The sequence below is a fragment of the Mycolicibacterium wolinskyi str. Jessa 2025 genome (genome assembly GCF_049241375.1).
In the GTDB taxonomy this organism is placed as follows: Bacteria; Actinomycetota; Actinomycetes; order Mycobacteriales; family Mycobacteriaceae; genus Mycobacterium; species Mycobacterium wolinskyi.
This window is the reverse complement of record NZ_CP185960.1, coordinates 795,462-817,326: the sequence shown is the minus strand read 5'-3', so window position 1 is coordinate 817,326 and position 21,865 is coordinate 795,462. Positions and strand designations below refer to the sequence as shown.

Here is a 21,865-nt window from a genome sequence, read left to right as displayed (position 1 = left end):
GTTCGTTGAGTGAGAACGTCAGATCCATGCGTGCGGTTTGGGTGTCGGCGTGCAGCGGGCTGACCTCGACATCGCCCAGCGTCACATCGCTGTCCACACCCCGGCCGGCGAAGTTCTGCCAGGCCAACAACACCTGCACCAACGGATGGCGAGACATCGACCGACCCACATTGAGCCGATCCACCAACACCTCAAACGGCACATCCTGATGATCAAACGCCGCCAAACTCCGCGCACGCACCTGGCCCAACAACTCCACAAACGTCGGATCACCCGACAAATCAGCACGAAGAACCAACGTGTTGACGAAAAAACCCACCAACTCATCAAGCGCGGGATCATTACGGCCAGCGATCGGAAACCCAACCGCCACATCATCGCTGGCACTCAACTTGCCCAACAACACCGCCAACGCCGCCTGCACCACCATGAACGTGGTCGCACCCTGCTCGCGGGCCACCTCAACCACCCGCCGCGCCAGTTCAGCCGGCCACTGCACCTCCACCGTGGCACCACGATGATCGGCCACCAACGGATAGGGCCGATCAGTCGGCAACTCCAACTGCTCAGGCAACCCCGCCAACGCATCACGCCAAAACGCCAACTGCACACCAATACGACTCGCAGCATCATCCAAATCACCCAGCTGCGCACGCTGCCACAACGTGTAATCCACATACTGCACCGGCAACGGCGACCACCCCGGCACCCCACCAGACACCCGAGCCCGATACGCCCGAGCCAAATCAGCCACCAACGGCGTCACCGACCACCCATCAGCCGCAATATGATGCACCACCCCCACCAACACAAACTCCGTGTCAGACAACGCAAACAGCCTGGCCCGCAACGGAATCTCACGCGTCAAATCAAACGCGTAACGCGCCGACTCGCCAACCGCCCGCTCCAACCGCTCAGCCGACCAGCCCGACGCATCAACCAGCTCCCACCCCACCTCAGCCACATCAGCGCCCAACACCACCTGCTGCGCCACACCATCAGCCGCCACAAACAACGTCCGCAGACTCTCATGACGCGCCACCACATCACCCAGCGCCGACCTCAACGCCCCCACATCAAGCCGACCCCGCAACCGCAACCCAATCGCCATGTTGTACACCGGCGACGGACCATGCAACTGCTCCAAAAACCACAACCGACTCTGCGCAAACGACAACGGCACCACCGCAGGCCGCTCCACAGCAACCAACGGCCCCAAACCACCGGCCCCATCCCCCACACGACACGCCAACTGCGCCACCGACGGCGACTCAAACAACGCCCGAACCGAAACCCCCACACCCAACGCCGAATTCACCGCCGCGATCACCCGCATCGCCGACAACGAATTACCACCGAGTTCGAAGAAGGAGTCATCGACACTGACCTGATCCAGACCCAACACCTGGGCATAAATCCCGGCCAAAATCTCCTCAGTGGCATTCGACGGCCCACGATAACCATCACCATCGCGATACTCCGGCGCCGGCAACGCCCGCACATCCAACTTGCCATTCACCGTCAACGGCAACGACTCCACCACCACCACCGCAGCCGGCACCATATAACCCGGCAACCGCTCACCCAACAACCCACGAACCACCACCGGATCAGCACCACCAGTGATGTAACCAACAAGCCGCTTATCACCCGGCCGATCCTCCCGCGCAACCACCGCAGCCTGCTCAACACCCTCCAGCGCCGCCAGCGCTACCTGAATCTCCCCCAACTCAATCCGATAACCCCGAACCTTGACCTGCTCATCAGCCCGCCCCACATACACCAACTGACCATCAACACCCCACCGCACCAAATCCCCCGTCCGATACATCCGCACCCCCGACGCACCGAACGGACACGCCACAAACCGCGAACCCGTCAACCCCGAACGACCCACATACCCAACCGCCAAACCACCACCAGCCACATACAACTCACCCACCACACCCGGCGGAACCGGCCGCAAAAAACCATCCAACACAAACAACGCCGAACCCGGCACCGGCGAACCAATCGGCACCACACCACAACCCGCCACCAACGGCGCACTCACCGCCGTATAAACCGTCGCCTCCGTCGGCCCATACGCATTGAACATCGCCCGCCCAGGCGCCCACCTATCAACCAAATCAGCCGGACACGCCTCACCAGCCACCACCAACGCCATCGAACCCAAACCCTGCGGCGAGACCATCGCCGCCGCCGACGGCGTCTGACTCAACACATCAACACCCTCAGCCACCAACAACGCATGAAAATCCGCCGGCGAAGCCGCCACCTCCTCCGGCACCACCACCACCCTGCCCCCACCCAAAAGCGGAGCAAAAATATCCCACACCGAAACATCAAACGAATACGAATGCCACTGCGTCCACGCCCCCGCCCGCGGCAAATCCACCGGAAGCGACTCCACCAACTGCGCCACGTTGCCATGCGTCACCGCAACACCTTTGGGCACACCCGTCGTCCCCGACGTATAAATCACATAAGCGACATCATCAGCCGCCACCACCGGCAAAGCACCACTCGGCTGATCCCCCAAACGAGCATCATCAACCTCGACCACCAACAGGTCATAACCCTCCACACGAGGCCGCAACTGAGCAGTCGTCACCACCGCCACCGGCGCCGCATCCCCCAACACAAACCCAACCCGCGCATCCGGCAACGCCGGATCAATCGGCACATACGCCGCCCCCGACTTCAACACCCCCACAATCGCCACAATCGCCTCAACAGACCGCGAAAACAACACCGCAACCCGCTGACCAGGCCCCGCACCCACACCAGAAAGCAAATACGCCAACCGATCCGACGCCTCATCCAACTCCGCATACGTCATCGAACGCCGCCCACACGACACCGCCACCGCATCCGGGCACCGCAACACCTGCCCACCAAACAACACCGGAATCGAGGACGAGCCCGGTGCGGGTGCGGTCAGAACCCCGATGTTTCCGTGGTCGTCGAGGTGAGCATGTTCATCGGCGGTGACCACATCGATGTGCGAGATCCGCTGCGCCGGTTCATCTGCCACCGTCGCCAACACCTGCTCCAGGCGTGCCACCAACCGCTCGATCGTGGCCGCATCGAACACATCGGTACGGAACTCCACCGCACCACCGATCCCAGCAGGCTGACCATCCGCCGTCCAACGCTCACCAAGCGAAAACGACAGATCCATCCGCGCGGTGTGAGTCTGCACCGGCAGCGGGCTCACCTTCACATCACCCAACGACAGGCCGCCAGCAACACCCCCCGCACCCTGACCGTCAAAGTTCTGCCACGCCAACAACACCTGCACGATCGGATGCCGAGACATGGACCTGGCCGGATTGAGCCGATCCACCAACACCTCGAACGGCACATCCTGATGATCAAACGCCGCCAAACTCCGCGCCCGCACCTGACCCAACAACTCAACAAACGTCGGATCACCCGACAAATCAGCACGAAGAACCAACGTATTGACGAAGAAACCCACCAGGTCATGTAAAGCCGGATCGCGCCGGCCGGCGATGGAATACCCCACGGCCACATCGGGTGTCGCGGCAATCTTCGACAAGAGAACGGTGAGCGCGGCTTGGACGACCATGAAGCTGGTTACATTGTGCGCCCGGGCAACCGCGGCCACCCGCTGCTGCAGTTCGACCGGCCAGTCCACCGCCACACTGGCCCCGCGATAATCCGCCACCAACGGATACGGCCGATCAGTCGGCAACTCCAACTGCTCAGGCAACCCCGCCAACGCATCACGCCAAAACGCCAACTGCACACCAATACGACTCGCAGCATCATCCAAATCACCCAGCTGCGCACGCTGCCACAACGTGTAATCCACATACTGCACCGGCAACGGCTTCCATCGGGGTTCGCGCCGATGCTGATGTGCCGCATACGCTTCGGCCAGATCGCTCACGAATGGGGCGATCGACCACCCGTCTGCGGCAATGTGGTGCACGACTGTCACCAGTACATGGTCATCGTCGCTGATACGGAAAAGCGTTGCGTGGATCGGTATCTCGTAGGTCAGGTCGAACGTGTGCCGGGCCGACGCATCGATTTCTTCTTCGAGGCGGCTCTGTGGCCAGTTACTCGCATCCACCACCTCCCAGCCGAAGTTCGCCTGGTCGGCCGGCACAACGACCTGCCGGGGTGACCCATCGATTGCGGGGAGTACGGTGCGCAGGATCTCGTGCCGGCTCACCACCTCGTGAAGCGCCGCGGCAAGAGCCGCCGCATCGAGTTCACCGTGCAAAGACAACGCAACCGGCATGTTGTAGACCGGCGACGGGCCCTGCAGCTGCTCCAAGAACCACAACCGATTCTGCGCGAACGACAACGGAACCACCGCAGGCCGCTCAACCGCGACCAATGGTCCGAAACCGTCGGCCCCTTCCCCGACACGACCAGCCAACTGCGCGACCGTCGGCGACTCGAACAACGCCCGTACCGGTAGTCCACCGTCCAACTCGCGGTTCACGGCGGCAACCGCTCGCATGGCGAGGATGCTGTCGCCGCCCAGGTCGAAGAACGAGTCGTCGACCCCGATCTGGCCGACGCCGAGAACCTGCGCGAAGATACCCGCGAGGAGATCCTCTACCGCGTTGCTCGGCGCCCGGTACCCGGCACCAGCCGCGTAATCCGGTGCTGGAAGGGCTCGAGTGTCGAGCTTGCCGTTGACCGTCAACGGCAGAGATTCCAGCGACAGCACCGCCGCGGGGACCATGTAGGCCGGTAAGTGTTCGGCCAACGCTGACCGCGCGCCGACGGGATCAGCGGTGCCGGTGATGTAACCGACAAGCCGCTTGTCACCCGGGCGGTCCTCACGGGCAATCACCGCCGCCTGATCAACACCATCCAGCGCGGCCAAAGCTGCCTGTATCTCGCCCAATTCGACACGATAGCCACGGATCTTGACCTGCTCGTCGGCACGACCCAGATACTGCAGCTGACCATCGTCGTTCCACCGAACCAGATCACCGGTGCGGTACATCCGCACACCCGAGCCCCCGAACGGACACGCCACGAACCGCGAACCCGTCAGGCCCGGCCGGCCGATGTAGCCCACGCCCACCCCGTGGCCGGCCACATACAACTCGCCGATCACCCCGGGAGCCACCGGACGTAACCCGTTGTCTAGCACGAAGAGTGCAGCTCCTGGCACCGGTGAGCCAATTGGCGGCGTACCCATCCGCGCCGTCAACGGCTTGCTGATGGACACGCACATGGTCGTCTCGGTTGGTCCGTAAGCGTTGATCATCGTGCGCCCAGGCGCCCATCGGTCCACAACCTCGGCAGTACATGCCTCACCGGCCATCACCAAAGCGAGCGAATCCAGACCCTCGTGCGACAGCACCGCAGCCGCCGACGGCGTGTGGGTGAGTACACTCACCCCCTGATCGACCAGTACGTCATGAAAATCATCGGGAGAGTTCGTCACCTGCTCCGACACCACGACGATTCGACCACCATCGAGAAGCGGCGCGAAGATCTCCCATGCTGATACGTCGAAAGACAACGAATGGCACAGCGCCCACGTACCGGCCCGAGGCAACCCGGCGTTCAACGACCCCAAGAGCTGCGTCACGTTGCGATGCGTTATCGCAACACCTTTGGGAACTCCCGTCGTACCCGAGGTATAGATGATGTAGGCAACATCGTCCGCGTCTGGCGGCTGCAGGGAGGCTGAGCCGTTCTCGGCGGCAGAATCCGTGACATCGACGATCGGGAGGCTCCGCCCGTCGAGCCGAGGCCTCAGGTCGGAGTTGGTGACCACGACTACCGGTGCCGCATCGTCCAGCACGAACCCGATACGTGCGTCTGGATGGGCTGGGTCGATCGGCAGATAAGCCGCCCCGGTCTTCAGCACACCGAGAATTGCCACGACCGCCTCGACGGAGCGATTCAGCAGAACAGCCACGCAGTGACCCGGACGCGCGCCCTGCGTCGCCAGTCGACGAGCCATGTCGTCGGCGGCCTCGTCCAGTTGCGCGTAGGTAATCGATCCGCCGTCGAACGACACCGCGACGGAGTCCGGTGACGACGCCACGTGACGCGCGAACAAGGCCGGGATCGACTCGCCCTCAGGAGTCGGTTCGGCCAACAGCTTCTTGTTCGCCCACTCGTCGAGCTGAGCGTGTTCGTCTTCGTCGAAGAGGTCGATCGACAGCAGCCGCTTGGCATCAACGGTCATGATTGGCTCTCCTGATCGGCAGTCATTGCGGCCAGCACACGTTGAAGTCGGCGCATCAACGTCTGGATGCGGGCCGGACTGAACACGTCGGTGTCGTACTCGACGCGCACGTCGAGTTCAGCTCCCGGATGCACCTGCACAGTCAGCGGATAGTGGTTGTACTCACGACCGGAGATGTCGCTGACCGCCAAGCCACCTGCGTTCAACTCCGCGCCGATTTCGATCGGGTAGTTCTGGTACACGATAAGGGTGTCGAACAGCTCGTCATGCCCTGTGGCCCGGTGTATTTCACGCAGAGCCAGGTGTTGGTGCTCGAGCGTGTCACCATGCGACTTCTGCAGCTGCTCCAGCAGATCGGTGACCGTGGTTTCGGGCGTGATGGTGGCCCGTACCGGCACCGTGTTGATGACGAGACCGATGATGGACCCGGAATCCTCGACCTCTGCGGGACGCCCAGACACCGTGACACCGAACGCGACATCGTTCTGTCCGGTCAACGAGGTGAGGAGAAGCGCCCACGCACACTGCAACACCGTGTTCATGGTGGTGCGCTGTGAGCGCGCGAGATTCTCGAGTGCCGACGTGGTCTCCTTGGAGATCGGGAATCGTTCCACGCCACGCGGCCCCGTCTCGGATCGATTCGGCGGGCTCACCAGTGTGGGTGTCGAGAAGCCGGCAAAGGTTGTGCGCCACGCCTCGCGCGCGGCATCTATGTCTCGCGCGGCCAACCACGACACATAGTCGCGGTACGAACCGGGCGCGGGCAGGTCCGCACCAAAGTAGCTCGCGAAGATCTCACGCATCAGAACGGACATCGACCATCCGTCGATCACGATGTGATGGAAGGTGACAACGCACCGATGCTGGTCGTCTGCGGTGCGGATGAGGACGATGCGGAACGCGGGCTCATCGAGGAAATCGCCAACGGCCAATCGTTCGTCCGAGCTGATTTTCCGTATCTCGTCGTCGATATCGGGTGCATTCGCGTCGAGTTCGACGTACCTCCAGACAGCGGCCGGGTCGGACAGGATCACCTGCACCGGCTCGTCGAACTCCTGGCAGAATCGGGCGACCAAGTTGGGATGGCGGGTCACGACGTTCTGCACCGCGGCCCGCAACCGCGTTATGTCGAGCTGCCCCGACACGGTGAATTCGACTTGGACGGAATACAGCTCACTCGAGATCCCGGCACGCCGGGTGGCACTCGAATGGAAGAGCAGTCCCTGCTGGAGCGGCGTCAGAGGCAGGATGTCTGCGACGTTGTAGCGGCCGGCCAGTTCGTCGATGTCCTTCTGGCTGAGTCGAGCTGGGGCGATATCCGACGGCGTGAGACCGCCACCGCCTCGGCGCACATACGAGCAGATGCCGGCCAAGGCGGCCAACCACAACTGGCTGAGCTGGTTGACTTGGTCTTCATCGAGGATCGACGGTGCCCAAGTCCAATCAGCGCGCAGCGTGGGGCCGGCTTCGGTATCCATGGTCACGGCGTTCAGCTCGACCGCATGAGTGAGCGGCATGGGCAGCTGCGCTGCGGCGCCGATCGCCGACATGCCCGATACGCTGATTCGCCACAGCTCCTCGGGCAGGCCGGCCGCGGCGGCACCCAGACGCCCGAGATAGTTGAACCCGATCGTCGGCTCTGAGCCGGTCAGTTCGACAGCGGAGTTCAGGTAACGGAGCAACCCGTAGGTGAGCCCATGGGGCTGGGTTCTCAGCTGCTCTTTCGCGCTCTTGACGATCGAACCGACAACAGGATCACCGTCTTCCAGTAGCGGCCAAGATATTTCATCGATTCTCAACGCCACCGGATACTTTGTCGTGAACCAACCCACGGTGCGAGACAGATCGGCGTCGGTGGCGATCTCCTCGTGCCGCCCGTGGCCCTCCACGTCGATGCCGATTGCGGCATCGGTCACGCCGAAGAATTCGGCTAGCGCCATCCCGAACGCGATGAGTAGAACGTCCTGGACACCAGCGTGGAATGCGGTGGGCACGTCACCCAGTAGCAATCGAGTTGTCTCGACATCCAGCGCGGCCGACAGCCGGCCCGCGCTTGCGAAGGTGTCGACGCCGGGGCGCACCGCCGGCAGGATCGAGGCGCTGTTCAGCACCTGCCGCCAGTCATCGGCTTGGTCGACCACCTGCGGGGCATACGCCTGCTTGGCCAGCATGTCGGCCCATCGCGCATACGATGTACCGGTCCTGGGTAGAGCGATCGGCTGCCCGTTGTGGCGCTGAGCCCATGCGATGTTGAGGTCTTCCAACAGGATTCGCCAGGACACACCGTCGACGGCCAGGTGGTGGATCATCAGCACCAACTGTCTGGTCGACCGCACCCACAGCGCGCTGAGCATCGTGCCTGCGGTTGGAGCCAACCGTGTCGTGGCCGCCACCACCGCATCATCGGACAACGCGTCGACAGACCGAAGACAATCGGAGGCCCGTACCGAACCGGGTTCGAGCACGGTCAGAGACCAAGTCTCCGAATCACTTTCGTCGACGCGCAGCCGCAACGCGGCGTGATGGTCGAGCAACGACTGCAGCACCACGACGGCGTCGGCCTCCGTTGCCGCAGCGGGGGCCTCGATCACCAGTGCCTGGTTGAATTGATCCGTATCGCCCACGGTTTGCAGCCATCTGATGATCGGCGTGGCCGGCAGCGGCCCTACGCCCTCGTCGCCTCGGCCCTCGATACCGATGTCGCTGACCTCGACCACCCTGGCCAATCGCGCCACCGTCTGCTCGACGAACACGTCCCTTGGGCGGCAATCCAGTCCGGCAGCCCGCGCGGCGGTGACAACCTGCATCGACAGGATGCTGTCTCCCCCGAGTTCGAAGAACGAGTCGTCGACGCCGACACGCTCCAATCCCAAGACCTGGCCGTAGATGCCGGCAAGAATCTCCTCGACCGCATTGGCGGGCCGTTGGTAGCCGCCGCGGTCCTGATACTCAGGTGCAGGCAGCGCCCGTTTGTCGAGTTTCCCGTTGACTGTCAGCGGTATCGCTTCGAGCACCACCACCGCTGTCGGCACCATGTACGCCGGCAAGCGCTCGGCCAGCGCCGCCCGTGCAGCGGCCGGATCGACTTGCCCCGTGACGTACCCAACGATCCGCTTGTCGCCGGAACGGTCCTCGCGGACGACGACGGCGGCTTGGTCCACACCGTCCACAGCGGACAACGCGGACTGCACCTCGCCCAGTTCGATGCGGTACCCGCGAATCTTGACCTGCTCGTCCGCGCGGCCCAGATACTGCAGCTGACCGTCGGTGCCCCACCGCACCAGGTCGCCGGTGCGGTACATCCGGTCTCCGTAGCCGTCGAACGGACAGGCCACGAACCGAGTCGCGGTGAGCGCCGACCGCCGCACGTATCCGTAGCTCACTCCGCGCCCGGCCACGTACAACTCGCCGACCACCCCGGCGGGCACCGGCCGCAGCCAGTTGTCCAAGACGAACAATGCCGTGCCCGGTACGGGTGAACCGATCGGCACGACACCGGACCCTGGCCGCAACGGCGCGCTGATCGTGGCGTAGACCGTCGTCTCGGTCGGCCCGTAGCCGTTGATCATCACTCGACCCGGAGCCCAGCGGTCCACAACTTCAGCCGGGCAGGCCTCCGCGGCGACCATCAAGGCTGTGGAGTCCAAGCCATCCGGCGACAGCATTGCCACCGCAGAAGGGGTCTGGCTCAGCACCGTGACCCGCTCTGCCAGCAGCAGCGCGTGGAACTCGTCGGGCGACTGCATCACCGATTCGGGTACGACGACAAGCCGCCCGCCATGCAGCAACGCACCCCATATCTCCCACACCGTGTAGTCGAACGCATAGGAGGCACATTGCGTCCACACCTGATCAGGTGACAGGTCGAACTCGACATCCATGGAGTCGAAAAGCCGAGTCACGTTGCGGTGGGTGACCGCAACGCCTTTGGGCTTACCCGTGGTGCCGGAGGTGTAGATGATGTGCGCGACGTCGTCGGGTGCCGGTCCGGGCACCGCGGTACTCGGCTGGCTGCCGACACTGGGATCTTGCACGGTGAGCACCGTCAACCGGTGGTTGGCGAACTTCTCGGCCAACTCGGCCGTCGTGATCGCCGTAACCGGAGCAGCGTCGGCGATCATGAAATCGATACGCGCCGACGGCACCGCAGGATCGATCGGCAGATAGGCTGCGCCGCTCTTGAGCACGGCAAGGATGGCGACGATGGCCTCGGCGGACCGCGGGAACATCACTGCCACGCACTCGCCGGCACGGGCCCCGGTGGCCACCAGCCGATTCGCGAGCCGGTTCGCATGTTCGTCGAGCTCGCGATATGTCCACGTTTCATCACCCTTGGACAACGCAACGGCATTCGGGGTTCGAGCGACTTGGGCGCCGAACAGCTCGGGCACCGACATCGGGTTCTCCGGTTGCGACAGGACCGCGCGGTTACCCCACGCCGCGAGCTGTGCGTGCTCGCCGTCGACGAGTAGGTCGAGCGACAGCAGTTTCCGCTCCGGGTCGGCTGTCATGCCGAGCAACGTTCGCTCGAAACGAGCGAACAACGTTGCGATCTCATTGCTGCTGAACGCATCTGCGTCGTACTCGATACGGAAACTCAGTTGCTCACCCGGCACAGCCTGCATGCTCAACGGGTAGTGGTTCTGTTCGCGCGCGGTGAAGGCGGTGACGGCCAATCCGTCCTCACCCGAGAGCTCACCGATGTCGATGGGATAGTTCTCGAAAACGAAGAGTGTGTCGAACAGTTGATCGTGGCCCGCGGCACGGTGGATCTCGCTCAGTGCCAGGTGCTGATGGTCGAGTGTGTCGTTGGTGAAGCGCTGCATCTGGTCGAGCAAGCTCGCGGTGGTGGTGGACGCCGTCATCCTCGCTCGCACCGGCACCGTGTTGATCAGTAGTCCAACCATCGATTCGGCTCCGACCAGATCAGCGGGGCGACCGGATACCGCTGTGCCGAAGACGACATCGTGCTGACCAGTGAGCACGCTGAGCAACTGTGCCCACGCGGCCTGTAGCACGGTGTTGACAGTGGTGTGTTGTGACCGCGCGAGTTCTCCTATCGCAGTCGAGATTTCAGTCGGCAACTGATAGGACTGGTAGCCGCGCTGCCCCGGATGCGAATTCCCTGACGTACCAATCAGTGTGGGTGCGGACAAGTCTGTGAACGCTTCGCGCCAAGCCGAACTCGCCGCATCGACGTCGCGTTCGGTCAGCCACTGCACGAATCGTCGGTACGGCGTGGCGGCGGGTAGACGGTGCCGGTAGTAGCTGGCGAAAATTTCCTGTAGCAGGATCGGTGTCGACCATCCGTCGAGCAGGATGTGGTGATTGGTCAGCACGAAACGGTGCTCATCCGCGGCCGTTCTGATCAAGGCGGCACGAAACACCGGTTGATCCGCCAGTTTGCGTACTGCAGCACGTTCATCTGCACACACTCGGGCGATCAGTTCATCCACGTCGTCCGCGATGCCCGCCTCGATGTACTGCCATGGCACCGACGGGTCAGCCGGCAGCAACTGAACCGGCTCGTCGAACTCGTCTGAGAACAGGGCCACCAGGTGCGGGTGACGACGGACCACCGCGAACGTGGCGTCACGCAGCCGATCGACGTCAAGTGGTCCGGACACAGTGATGTCCAGCTGCACCGCGTAGACGTCGTCCGTCTCATCGGCGGTGTGCGTGTGGAACATGAGTCCGCGCTGCAGAGGTGTCAGCGGCAGGATGTCGACGACCGGATGCCGACCCGTCAGTATGTCGACCTGCTGCTGACCGAGCCTGGTGGACGGGATGTCTGACGGCGTCAATCCCCCGCCACCGGCCTGGACGTGGGCGCAGATACCGGTCAACGCCTCGAACCACAGCTGACCTATCCGGTCGATCGCTTCGTGTCCGAGCGCCGATGTGGCCCATGTCCACGTCGCGTGCAGTCGCGGCTCACCGCCGTCGCCATTCAGAATTCCGGCATTCATCTCAACGGTGTGAGGCAGCGGTGTCGACACCGCAGTTGCCTCAGCCGTCAGAGCCACTCCGTCGGGATGCGGGCGCCACAGCTCATCGGACAACTCGGCAGTCCCGCCGAGCCGGCCGAGATAGTTGAACACGATGGACGATTCGGGTCCGGAGATGTCGACGTCGGGGTTCAGATACCGCAGTAGTCCGTAGCTGAGTGCGTCGGGCTGGGCGCGGAGCTGTTCTTTCAATTCCTTGACGACACGGCCGATTTCGGCATCGCCCGCTGCGACCTGCGGCCACGCCGGGTTCTCGACTTGGAGTGCCACCGGGTACTTCGCGGTGAACCAACCGACGGTACGAGACAGATCCGCATCGACGGCCAACCCCTCATCGCGCCCATGGTTTTCCACATCGACACGAATCGGCCCGCGAATGCCACCGAGGTACTCCGCCCACGCCATTCCGAAGGCAATCAGCAGGATGTCTTGGACGCCGGCACGGAATGCGGTCGGTACCTCGCCGAGCAGCAAAGCCGTGGTCTGCGGGTCCAGAGTCATCGACCGCTGTCCCGCTGTGGCGTAAGTATCTACGTCGGACTGCGGCGGCGGCAGCACTGCAGGAAGCTTGGCTATCTGCCGCCACGCGTCGGCATTGGACACGACCGCTGGATCGGTCGCATGGTCACGCAGCAACGTCGCCCACGAGGCGAAGGATGTGCCGGCCGCTGGAACCGCTATCGGCTGTCCCGCCCGATGCTGGAGCCAGGCAGTGTTCAGATCTTCGATCAGGATCCGCCAGGAGACCCCATCGACCGCCATGTGATGGATGATCACCGCCAACTGGCCGGTCTTGTTGCCCCACACCGCCGCGAGCATCGACCCTGCTGCTGGATTCAGCCGCGAACGCGCCTCCGCCAGAGAATCACCTGATACCTCGTCGACGGTCAGCATGCGGTCACGGGCAAGGACTGAGCCCGGCTCGGTGACCCGCAGCCTCGGCTTCTCGTCGCCGTCATCGTCGACACGCAGGCGCAGCATGCCGTGCCGGTCAAGCAAAGCCTGAAGCAGGATGACCGCGTCTTCCTCGGTCGCGGTGGACGGTGCCTGCAACACCATGGTCTGGTTGAAATGATCAATGGGACCATTGATGTCCCAAAGCCATTCGATTATCGGTGTGGGCACAATCGGCCCGACGCCGTCATCCGTCCGGCCCTCCGCTGCACTTTCGTGCCTGACCACGCGAGCCAGCCGGGACACCGACTGCTCGATGAACACATCGCGCGGTTGACACACCAGACCCGCGGCGCGTGCCCTGGCCACCAACTGCATGGAAAGGATGCTGTCTCCGCCGAGTTCGAAGAAGGAGTCATCGACACTGACCTGATCCAGACCCAGCACCTGGGCATAAATCCCGGCCAAAATCTCCTCAGTGGCATTCGACGGCCCACGATAACCATCACCATCGCGATACTCCGGCGCCGGCAACGCCCGCACATCCAACTTGCCGTTCACCGTCAACGGCAACGACTCCACCACCACCACCGCAGCCGGCACCATATAACCCGGCAACCGCTCCCCCAACAACCCACGAACCACCACCGGATCAGCACCACCAGTGATGTAACCAACAAGCCGCTTATCGCCCGGCCGATCCTCCCGCGCAACCACCGCAGCCTGCTCAACACCCTCCAGCGCCGCCAGCGCTACCTGAATCTCCCCCAACTCAATCCGATAACCCCGAACCTTGACCTGCTCATCAGCCCGCCCCACATACACCAACTGACCATCAACACCCCACCGCACCAAATCCCCCGTCCGATACATCCGCACCCCCGACGCACCGAACGGACACGCCACAAACCGCGAACCCGTCAACCCCGAACGACCCACATACCCAACCGCCAAACCACCACCAGCCACATACAACTCACCCACCACACCCGGCGGAACCGGCCGCAAGTGACGATCGAGCACAAAGAAACTCAAGTGCCCCAACGGCACCCCGATCGGGCTTACGCTGCGCTCGCAATCGGACGCGACGACCTCACGAAACGACGCATGCACCGTGGTCTCGGTGATGCCATACATGTTGATCATCCGCGGCAACCCCGAATGCCGCTCCAACCAAGGACGAATACGCTGGGGCTCAAGAGCTTCCCCACCAAAGATCACCGTCTGCAACTTCAGCCGCTGCCCCAGCTCCGGCGACAGCTCCTCGGCAGTCTGCAACGCATAGAACGCCGAAGGCGTCTGACTCAACACATCCACCTGCTCGGCAACCAGAACCGCGAGGAACTCCTCGGGCGACCGCGTCACCGACTCCGGCACGATCACCAACCGGCCACCGCCAAGCAACGGCCCCCAGATCTCCCACACCGAATAGTCAAACGCCAACGAATGCGCCAGCGTCCACACCTGCCCAGCCGAATCCACATCCGCACCAAGCGTTTCCAGCAGCTCAACCACATTACGGTGCGGCACCGCAACACCTTTGGGAACCCCCGTCGTCCCCGACGTGTAAATCACATAAGCGATGTCATCGGCCGCCGGCACCGGCAAAGCACCACTCGGCTGATCCCCCAAACGAGCATCATCAACCTCGACCACCAACAGGTCATAACCCTCCACACGAGGCCGCAACTGAGCAGTCGTCACCACCGCCACCGGCGCCGCATCCCCCAACACAAACCCAACCCGCGCGTCAGGATGCGCCGGATCGATCGGCACATACGCCGCACCCGTCTTCAGCACCCCCAAAATCGCCACAATCGCCTCAACAGACCGCGAAAACAACACCGCAACACGGCGTCCCGGGCCGGCGCCGTGGCCGACGAGCAGATGCGCCAACCGATTCGACGCCTCGTCCAACTCCCGATACGTAACCGAACGCCCATCCGAAACCAACGCCACCGCATCCGGGCACCGCGCCACCTGCCCACCAAACAACACCGGAATCGACTTCGCCGCCACCTCCGACATAATCGGGGCATTCCGGTTGCCCCACGCATCCAACCGCTCACGCTCGTCCTCGGACAGCAACTCCACCGATGACAACCGCCGCAGAGGATCGGCCGTGACTGCCACCAGGATTCGTTCGAGGCGTGTTACCAGTTGTTCGATGGTGGTGGGGTCGAACACGTCGGTGCGGAACTCGACTGCGCCGCTGATGCCGGCGGGTGTGCCGTCGTCGGTCCAGCGTTCGTTGAGTGAGAACGTCAGATCCATGCGTGCGGTTTGGGTGTCGGCGTGCAGCGGGCTGACCTCGACATCGCCCAGCGTCACATCGCTGTCCACACCCCGGCCGGCGAAGTTCTGCCAGGCCAACAACACCTGCACCAACGGATGGCGAGACATCGACCGACCCACATTGAGCCGATCCACCAACACCTCAAACGGCACATCCTGATGATCAAACGCCGCCAAACTCCGCGCACGCACCTGGCCCAACAACTCCACAAACGTCGGATCACCCGACAAATCAGCACGAAGAACCAACGTGTTGACGAAAAAACCCACCAACTCATCAAGCGCGGGATCATTACGGCCAGCGATCGGAAACCCAACCGCCACATCATCGCTGGCACTCAACTTGCCCAACAACACCGCCAACGCCGCCTGCACCACCATGAACGTGGTCGCACCCTGCTCGCGGGCCACCTCAACCACCCGCCGCGCCAGTTCAGCCGGCCAGTCCACCTCCACCGTGGCACCACGATGATCGGCCACCAACGGATAGGGCCGATCAGTCGGCAACTCCAACTGCTCAGGCAACCCCGCCAACGCATCACGCCAAAACGCCAACTGCACACCAATACGACTCGCAGCATCATCCAAATCACCCAGCTGCGCACGCTGCCACAACGTGTAATCCACATACTGCACCGGCAACGGCGACCACCCCGGCACCCCACCAGACACCCGAGCCCGATACGCCCGAGCCAAATCAGCCACCAACGGCGTCACCGACCACCCATCAGCCGCAATATGATGCACCACCCCCACCAACACAAACTCCGTGTCAGACAACGCAAACAGCCTGGCCCGCAACGGAATCTCACGCGTCAAATCAAACGCGTAACGCGCCGACTCGCCAACCGCCCGCTCCAACCGCTCAGCCGACCAGCCCGACGCATCAACCAGCTCCCACCCCACCTCAGCCACATCAGCGCCCAACACCACCTGCTGCGCCACACCATCAGCCGCCACAAACAACGTCCGCAGACTCTCATGACGCGCCACCACATCACCCAGCGCCGACCTCAACGCCCCCACATCAAGCCGACCCCGCAACCGCAACCCAATCGCCATGTTGTACACCGGCGACGGACCATGCAACTGCTCCAAAAACCACAACCGACTCTGCGCAAACGACAACGGCACCACCGCAGGCCGCTCCACAGCAACCAACGGCCCCAAACCACCGGCCCCATCCCCCACACGACACGCCAACTGCGCCACCGACGGCGACTCAAACAACGCCCGAACCGAAACCCCCACACCCAACGCCGAATTCACCGCCGCGATCACCCGCATCGCCGACAACGAATTACCACCGAGTTCGAAGAAGGAGTCATCGACACTGACCTGATCCAGACCCAACACCTGGGCATAAATCCCGGCCAAAATCTCCTCAGTGGCATTCGACGGCCCACGATAACCATCACCATCGCGATACTCCGGCGCCGGCAACGCCCGCACATCCAACTTGCCATTCACCGTCAACGGCAACGACTCCACCACCACCACCGCAGCCGGCACCATATAACCCGGCAACCGCTCCCCCAACAACCCACGAACCACCACCGGATCAGCACCACCAGTGATGTAACCAACAAGCCGCTTATCGCCCGGCCGATCCTCCCGCGCAACCACCGCAGCCTGCTCAACACCCTCCAGCGCCGCCAGCGCTACCTGAATCTCCCCCAACTCAATCCGATAACCCCGAACCTTGACCTGCTCATCAGCCCGCCCCACATACACCAACTGACCATCAACACCCCACCGCACCAAATCCCCCGTCCGATACATCCGCACCCCCGACGCACCGAACGGACACGCCACAAACCGCGAACCCGTCAACCCCGAACGACCCACATACCCAACCGCCAAACCACCACCAGCCACATACAACTCACCCACCACACCCGGCGGAACCGGCCGCAAGTGACGATCGAGCACAAAGAAACTCAAGTGCCCCAACGGCACCCCGATCGGGCTTACGCTGCGCTCGCAATCGGACGCGACGACCTCACGAAACGACGCATGCACCGTGGTCTCGGTGATGCCATACATGTTGATCATCCGCGGCAACCCCGAATGCCGCTCCAACCAAGGACGAATACGCTGGGGCTCAAGAGCTTCCCCACCAAAGATCACCGTCTGCAACTTCAGCCGCTGCCCCAGCTCCGGCGACAGCTCCTCGGCAGTCTGCAACGCATAGAACGCCGAAGGCGTCTGACTCAACACATCCACCTGCTCGGCAACCAGAACCGCGAGGAACTCCTCGGGCGACCGCGTCACCGACTCCGGCACGATCACCAACCGGCCACCGCCAAGCAACGGCCCCCAGATCTCCCACACCGAATAGTCAAACGCCAACGAATGCGCCAGCGTCCACACCTGCCCAGCCGAATCCACATCCGCACCAAGCGTTTCCAGCAGCTCAACCACATTACGGTGCGGCACCGCAACACCTTTGGGAACCCCCGTCGTCCCCGACGTGTAAATCACATAAGCGATGTCATCGGCCGCCGGCACCGGCAAAGCACCACTCGGCTGATCCCCCAAACGAGCATCATCAACCTCGACCACCAACAGGTCATAACCCTCCACACGAGGCCGCAACTGAGCAGTCGTCACCACCGCCACCGGCGCCGCATCCCCCAACACAAACCCAACCCGCGCGTCAGGATGCGCCGGATCGATCGGCACATACGCCGCACCCGTCTTCAGCACCCCCAAAATCGCCACAATCGCCTCAACAGACCGCGAAAACAACACCGCAACACGGCGTCCCGGGCCGGCGCCGTGGCCGACGAGCAGATGCGCCAACCGATTCGACGCCTCGTCCAACTCCCGATACGTAACCGAACGCCCATCCGAAACCAACGCCACCGCATCCGGGCACCGCGCCACCTGCCCACCAAACAACACCGGAATCGAGGACAAGCTCGGTGCGGGTGCGGTCAGAACCCCGACGTTTCCGTGGCCATTGAGGTGAGCGTGCTCTTCTGCGGTGACCACATCGATGTGCGAGATCCGCTGCGCCGGTTCAGCTGTCACCATCGAGAGGACTCGTTCCAGGCGTGCCACCAACCGCTCGATCGTGGCCGCATCGAACACATCGGTACGGAACTCCACCGCACCACCGATCCCAGCAGGCTGACCATCCGCCGTCCAACGCTCACCAAGCGAAAACGACAAATCCATCCGCGCGGTGTGAGTCTGCACCGGCAGCGGGCTCACCTCCACATCACCCAACGACAGGCCGCCAGCAACACCCCCCGCACCCTGACCGTCAAAGTTCTGCCAGGCCAACAACACCTGCACCAACGGATGGCGAGACATCGACCGACCCACATTGAGCCGATCCACCAACACCTCAAACGGCACATCCTGATGATCGAACGCCGCCAAACTCCGCGCCCGCACCTGGCCCAACAGCTCCACAAACGTCGGATCACCCGACAAATCAGCACGAAGAACCAACGTGTTGACGAAAAAACCCACCAACTCATCAAGCGCGGGATCATTACGGCCAGCGATCGAGAAGCCCAGCGCCACATCACTGGTGGCACTCAGTTTCGACAGCAACACCCCGAGGGCAGCTTCGACGACCATGAACGTGGTCGCGCGGTGCTCGCGGGCAATCTCGCGGATACTCCGCTGTAGGTCAGCCGGCCAGTCCACCTCCACCGTGGCACCACGATAATCCGCCACCAACGGATACGGCCGATCAGTCGGCAACTCCAACTGCTCAGGCAACCCCGCCAACGCATCACGCCAAAACGCCAACTGCACACCAATACGACTCGCAGCATCATCCAAATCACCCAGCTGCGCACGCTGCCACAACGTGTAATCCACATACTGCACCGGCAACGGCGACCACCCCGGCACCCCACCAGACACCCGAGCCCGATACGCCCGAGCCAAATCAGCCACCAACGGCGTCACCGACCACCCATCAGCCGCAATATGATGCACCACCCCCACCAACACAAACTCTTGTTCGCCAAGTTGCAGAAGCGTTGCGAACAAGGGTGTTTCGGTGGTCAGGTCGAACTCGTGGCCGGCGGCTTCATCGCTGGCACGGTCAATTTCGGCAGCCGTCCAGCCGGTTGCATCGATTGACTGCCAACCGAATTCGGCGGCGTCAGGCGGCAAGACCAACTGTTGCGGAACACCATCGGTCGCCACGTACAGCGTCCGCAGACTCTCGTGACGCGCCACGACATCGCCCAGCGCGGATTTCAACGCCTCGACATCGAGCCGACCCCGCAACCGCAACGCAACCGCCATGTTGTACACCGGCGACGGACCATGCAACTGCTCCAAAAACCACAACCGACTCTGCGCAAACGACAACGGCACCACCGCAGGCCGCTCAACCGGAACCAACGGCTCCATTCCATCGGTGATCTCGCCGATTCGGGGAGCGAGCTGCGCCACCGTCGGGCTCTCGAACAGTGTCCGGACCGGTACCTGCACGTTGAGGGCCTCACTGAGCGTGGCGGCCAGCCGCATCGCGATCAGCGAGTCACCACCGAGGTCGAAGAAAGACTGGTCGACCCCGACGCGCTCCAATCCCAACACCTGAGCGAAAACTCCGGCCAGCAGATCCTCGGTCGGAGTCGTCGGAGCCCGGTATTCGTCGTCCCGGTATTCGGGTGCCGGCAGTGCCCGCTTGTCCAGTTTGCCGTTGACCGTCACCGGCAGTGAATCAAGCACCACCACCGCAGCCGGCACCATGTAACCCGGCAAGCGCTCAGCCAACAACCCGCGAGCCGCAACCGGATCGACGGTTCCCGTGACATACCCCACCAGCCGAAGATCACCCGGCCGGTCCTCACGAGTGATGACCGCAGCCTGGGCCACACCATCCAGTGCTGCGAGGGCTACCTGGATCTCACCCAGCTCGATGCGGTGACCCCGAACCTTGACCTGCTCGTCCGAACGCCCCAGATACACCAACTGACCATCGTCGTCCCACCGCACCAGGTCGCCCGTGCGATACATCCGCATTCCTGGTTCACCGAACGGGCACGCCAGGAACCGCGACGCGGTCAAGCCGGCCCGGCCCATGTAGCCGACGCCGACGTTGTGTCCCGCCACATACAGGTCACCCACCACACCCGGGGGTACCGGACGCAACCAACCGTCCAAGACGAACAAGGCCGACCCCGGCAGTGGCTTGCCGATCGGCACCGTGTCTGCCCCGGGCCGTAATCGCTCACTCGTCGATACCCACATCGTGGTCTCGGTCGGTCCGTACTCGTTGATCACCGCGCGCACCGACGCCCACCGATCCACGAGGTCGGGCGGGCAGGCCTCCCCACCGACGAGCAGGGTCACCGACTCCAGGCCGTCAGGCGACAACATCCCCGCCGCGGACGGCGTCTGGCTCAACACGCTGACCTTCTCGTCGATCAGCAGGGTGCGCAGATCCTCGGGTGACCGCGCGACCGATTCCGGGACCACCACCAGCTGAGCACCATTGAGCAGCGCGGCATAGATCTCCCAGCCCGAGATGTCGAAGCTGTAGGAATGCCACTGCGACCACACCTGTCCCGAGCCGACCGGCACCTCTGTCTCGTCCAGCCTGCCCATCATCTGTGTGACGTTGTGATGCGTGATGGCAACGCCTTTGGGACGACCGGTGGTCCCCGAGGTGTAGATGACATACGCAACATCGTCAGCCGACGCAACCGCGAGCGGTGTCGAAGGGTAGGCGGCGATCTCCGGGTCGTCGACGAAAACGATCGACTGGCCTCGGCCCGCCAAGCGCTCCGAAAGCGTGGCATTGGTGATCACCGCGATCGGCGCGGCGTCATCGAGCATGAAGTCGATACGCGCGTCGGGGTGCGCGGGGTCGATCGGGACGTACGCCGCACCAGTCTTCAGTACCGCCAGCATCGACACGATCGCGTCGGCTGAACGGTTGAACAGCAGCCCCACTCGCTGCCCGGCGCGGGCACCGGACTCAACGAGCTTGTGTGCCAACCGGTTCGACGTTTCATCGAGCTGCCGATAGCTGACCGAGCGCCCATCGAAACGAATCGCGGTCGCGTCGGGCGTGGCCGCCACCCACGTCGCAAACCTGGCGGGGATCGACGCCGTCGGCGTAAGCGGCGCAGCCAAAGCCGGCCGGTTGCCCATCGAGTCGAGCCTGGAAAGATCACCGGGTTCGAGCGCATCGATCGCTGACAACTGCTGCTGCGGATCAGTGGCCATCTGCGCCAGGATTCGACCCAGCGCGGACGCGATGTCGCCGACATCCAGGCCGGCGAATGGCTGCGCGGCACCCGCCGTACTCAACAACAGGTCGTCTCCGACGGTGGAGAAGATGAGCCCGAACCCGCCTAACGGTCCGACGTTCGTAAACGACGCCGTCGCGGTGGCACCCCCGAAAGAGAACGCCGGCGTCGACGGCAGGATGTTCACCCCTACCCGGCCCGCCGACCGATCCAACCCGCGCGGTCGCTGTTTGCGCTCCAAG

2 protein-coding genes (1 of these 2 running past the window's edge) are annotated in these 21,865 nt (G+C 63.3%); both read right to left on the bottom strand.

The window, feature by feature from the left end; translation table 11 throughout:
• Window positions 1–6,196: the start of a non-ribosomal peptide synthase/polyketide synthase gene (locus tag ACOI2T_RS04085; RefSeq protein ID WP_421875882.1), read on the bottom strand. The gene continues 10,388 nt to the left of window position 1, outside the view; only the first 6,196 of its 16,584 coding nucleotides appear in the window; it begins with the start codon at window positions 6,194–6,196; its stop codon lies off the left edge, out of view.
• Entirely contained in the window at window positions 6,193–21,810 is a 15,618-nt protein-coding gene (locus tag ACOI2T_RS04080; protein WP_479681029.1) for a non-ribosomal peptide synthetase, read from the bottom strand. The genes ACOI2T_RS04085 and ACOI2T_RS04080 overlap by 4 nt, the downstream gene beginning before the upstream one ends.
• Window positions 21,811–21,865: the final 55 nt, after the last annotated feature.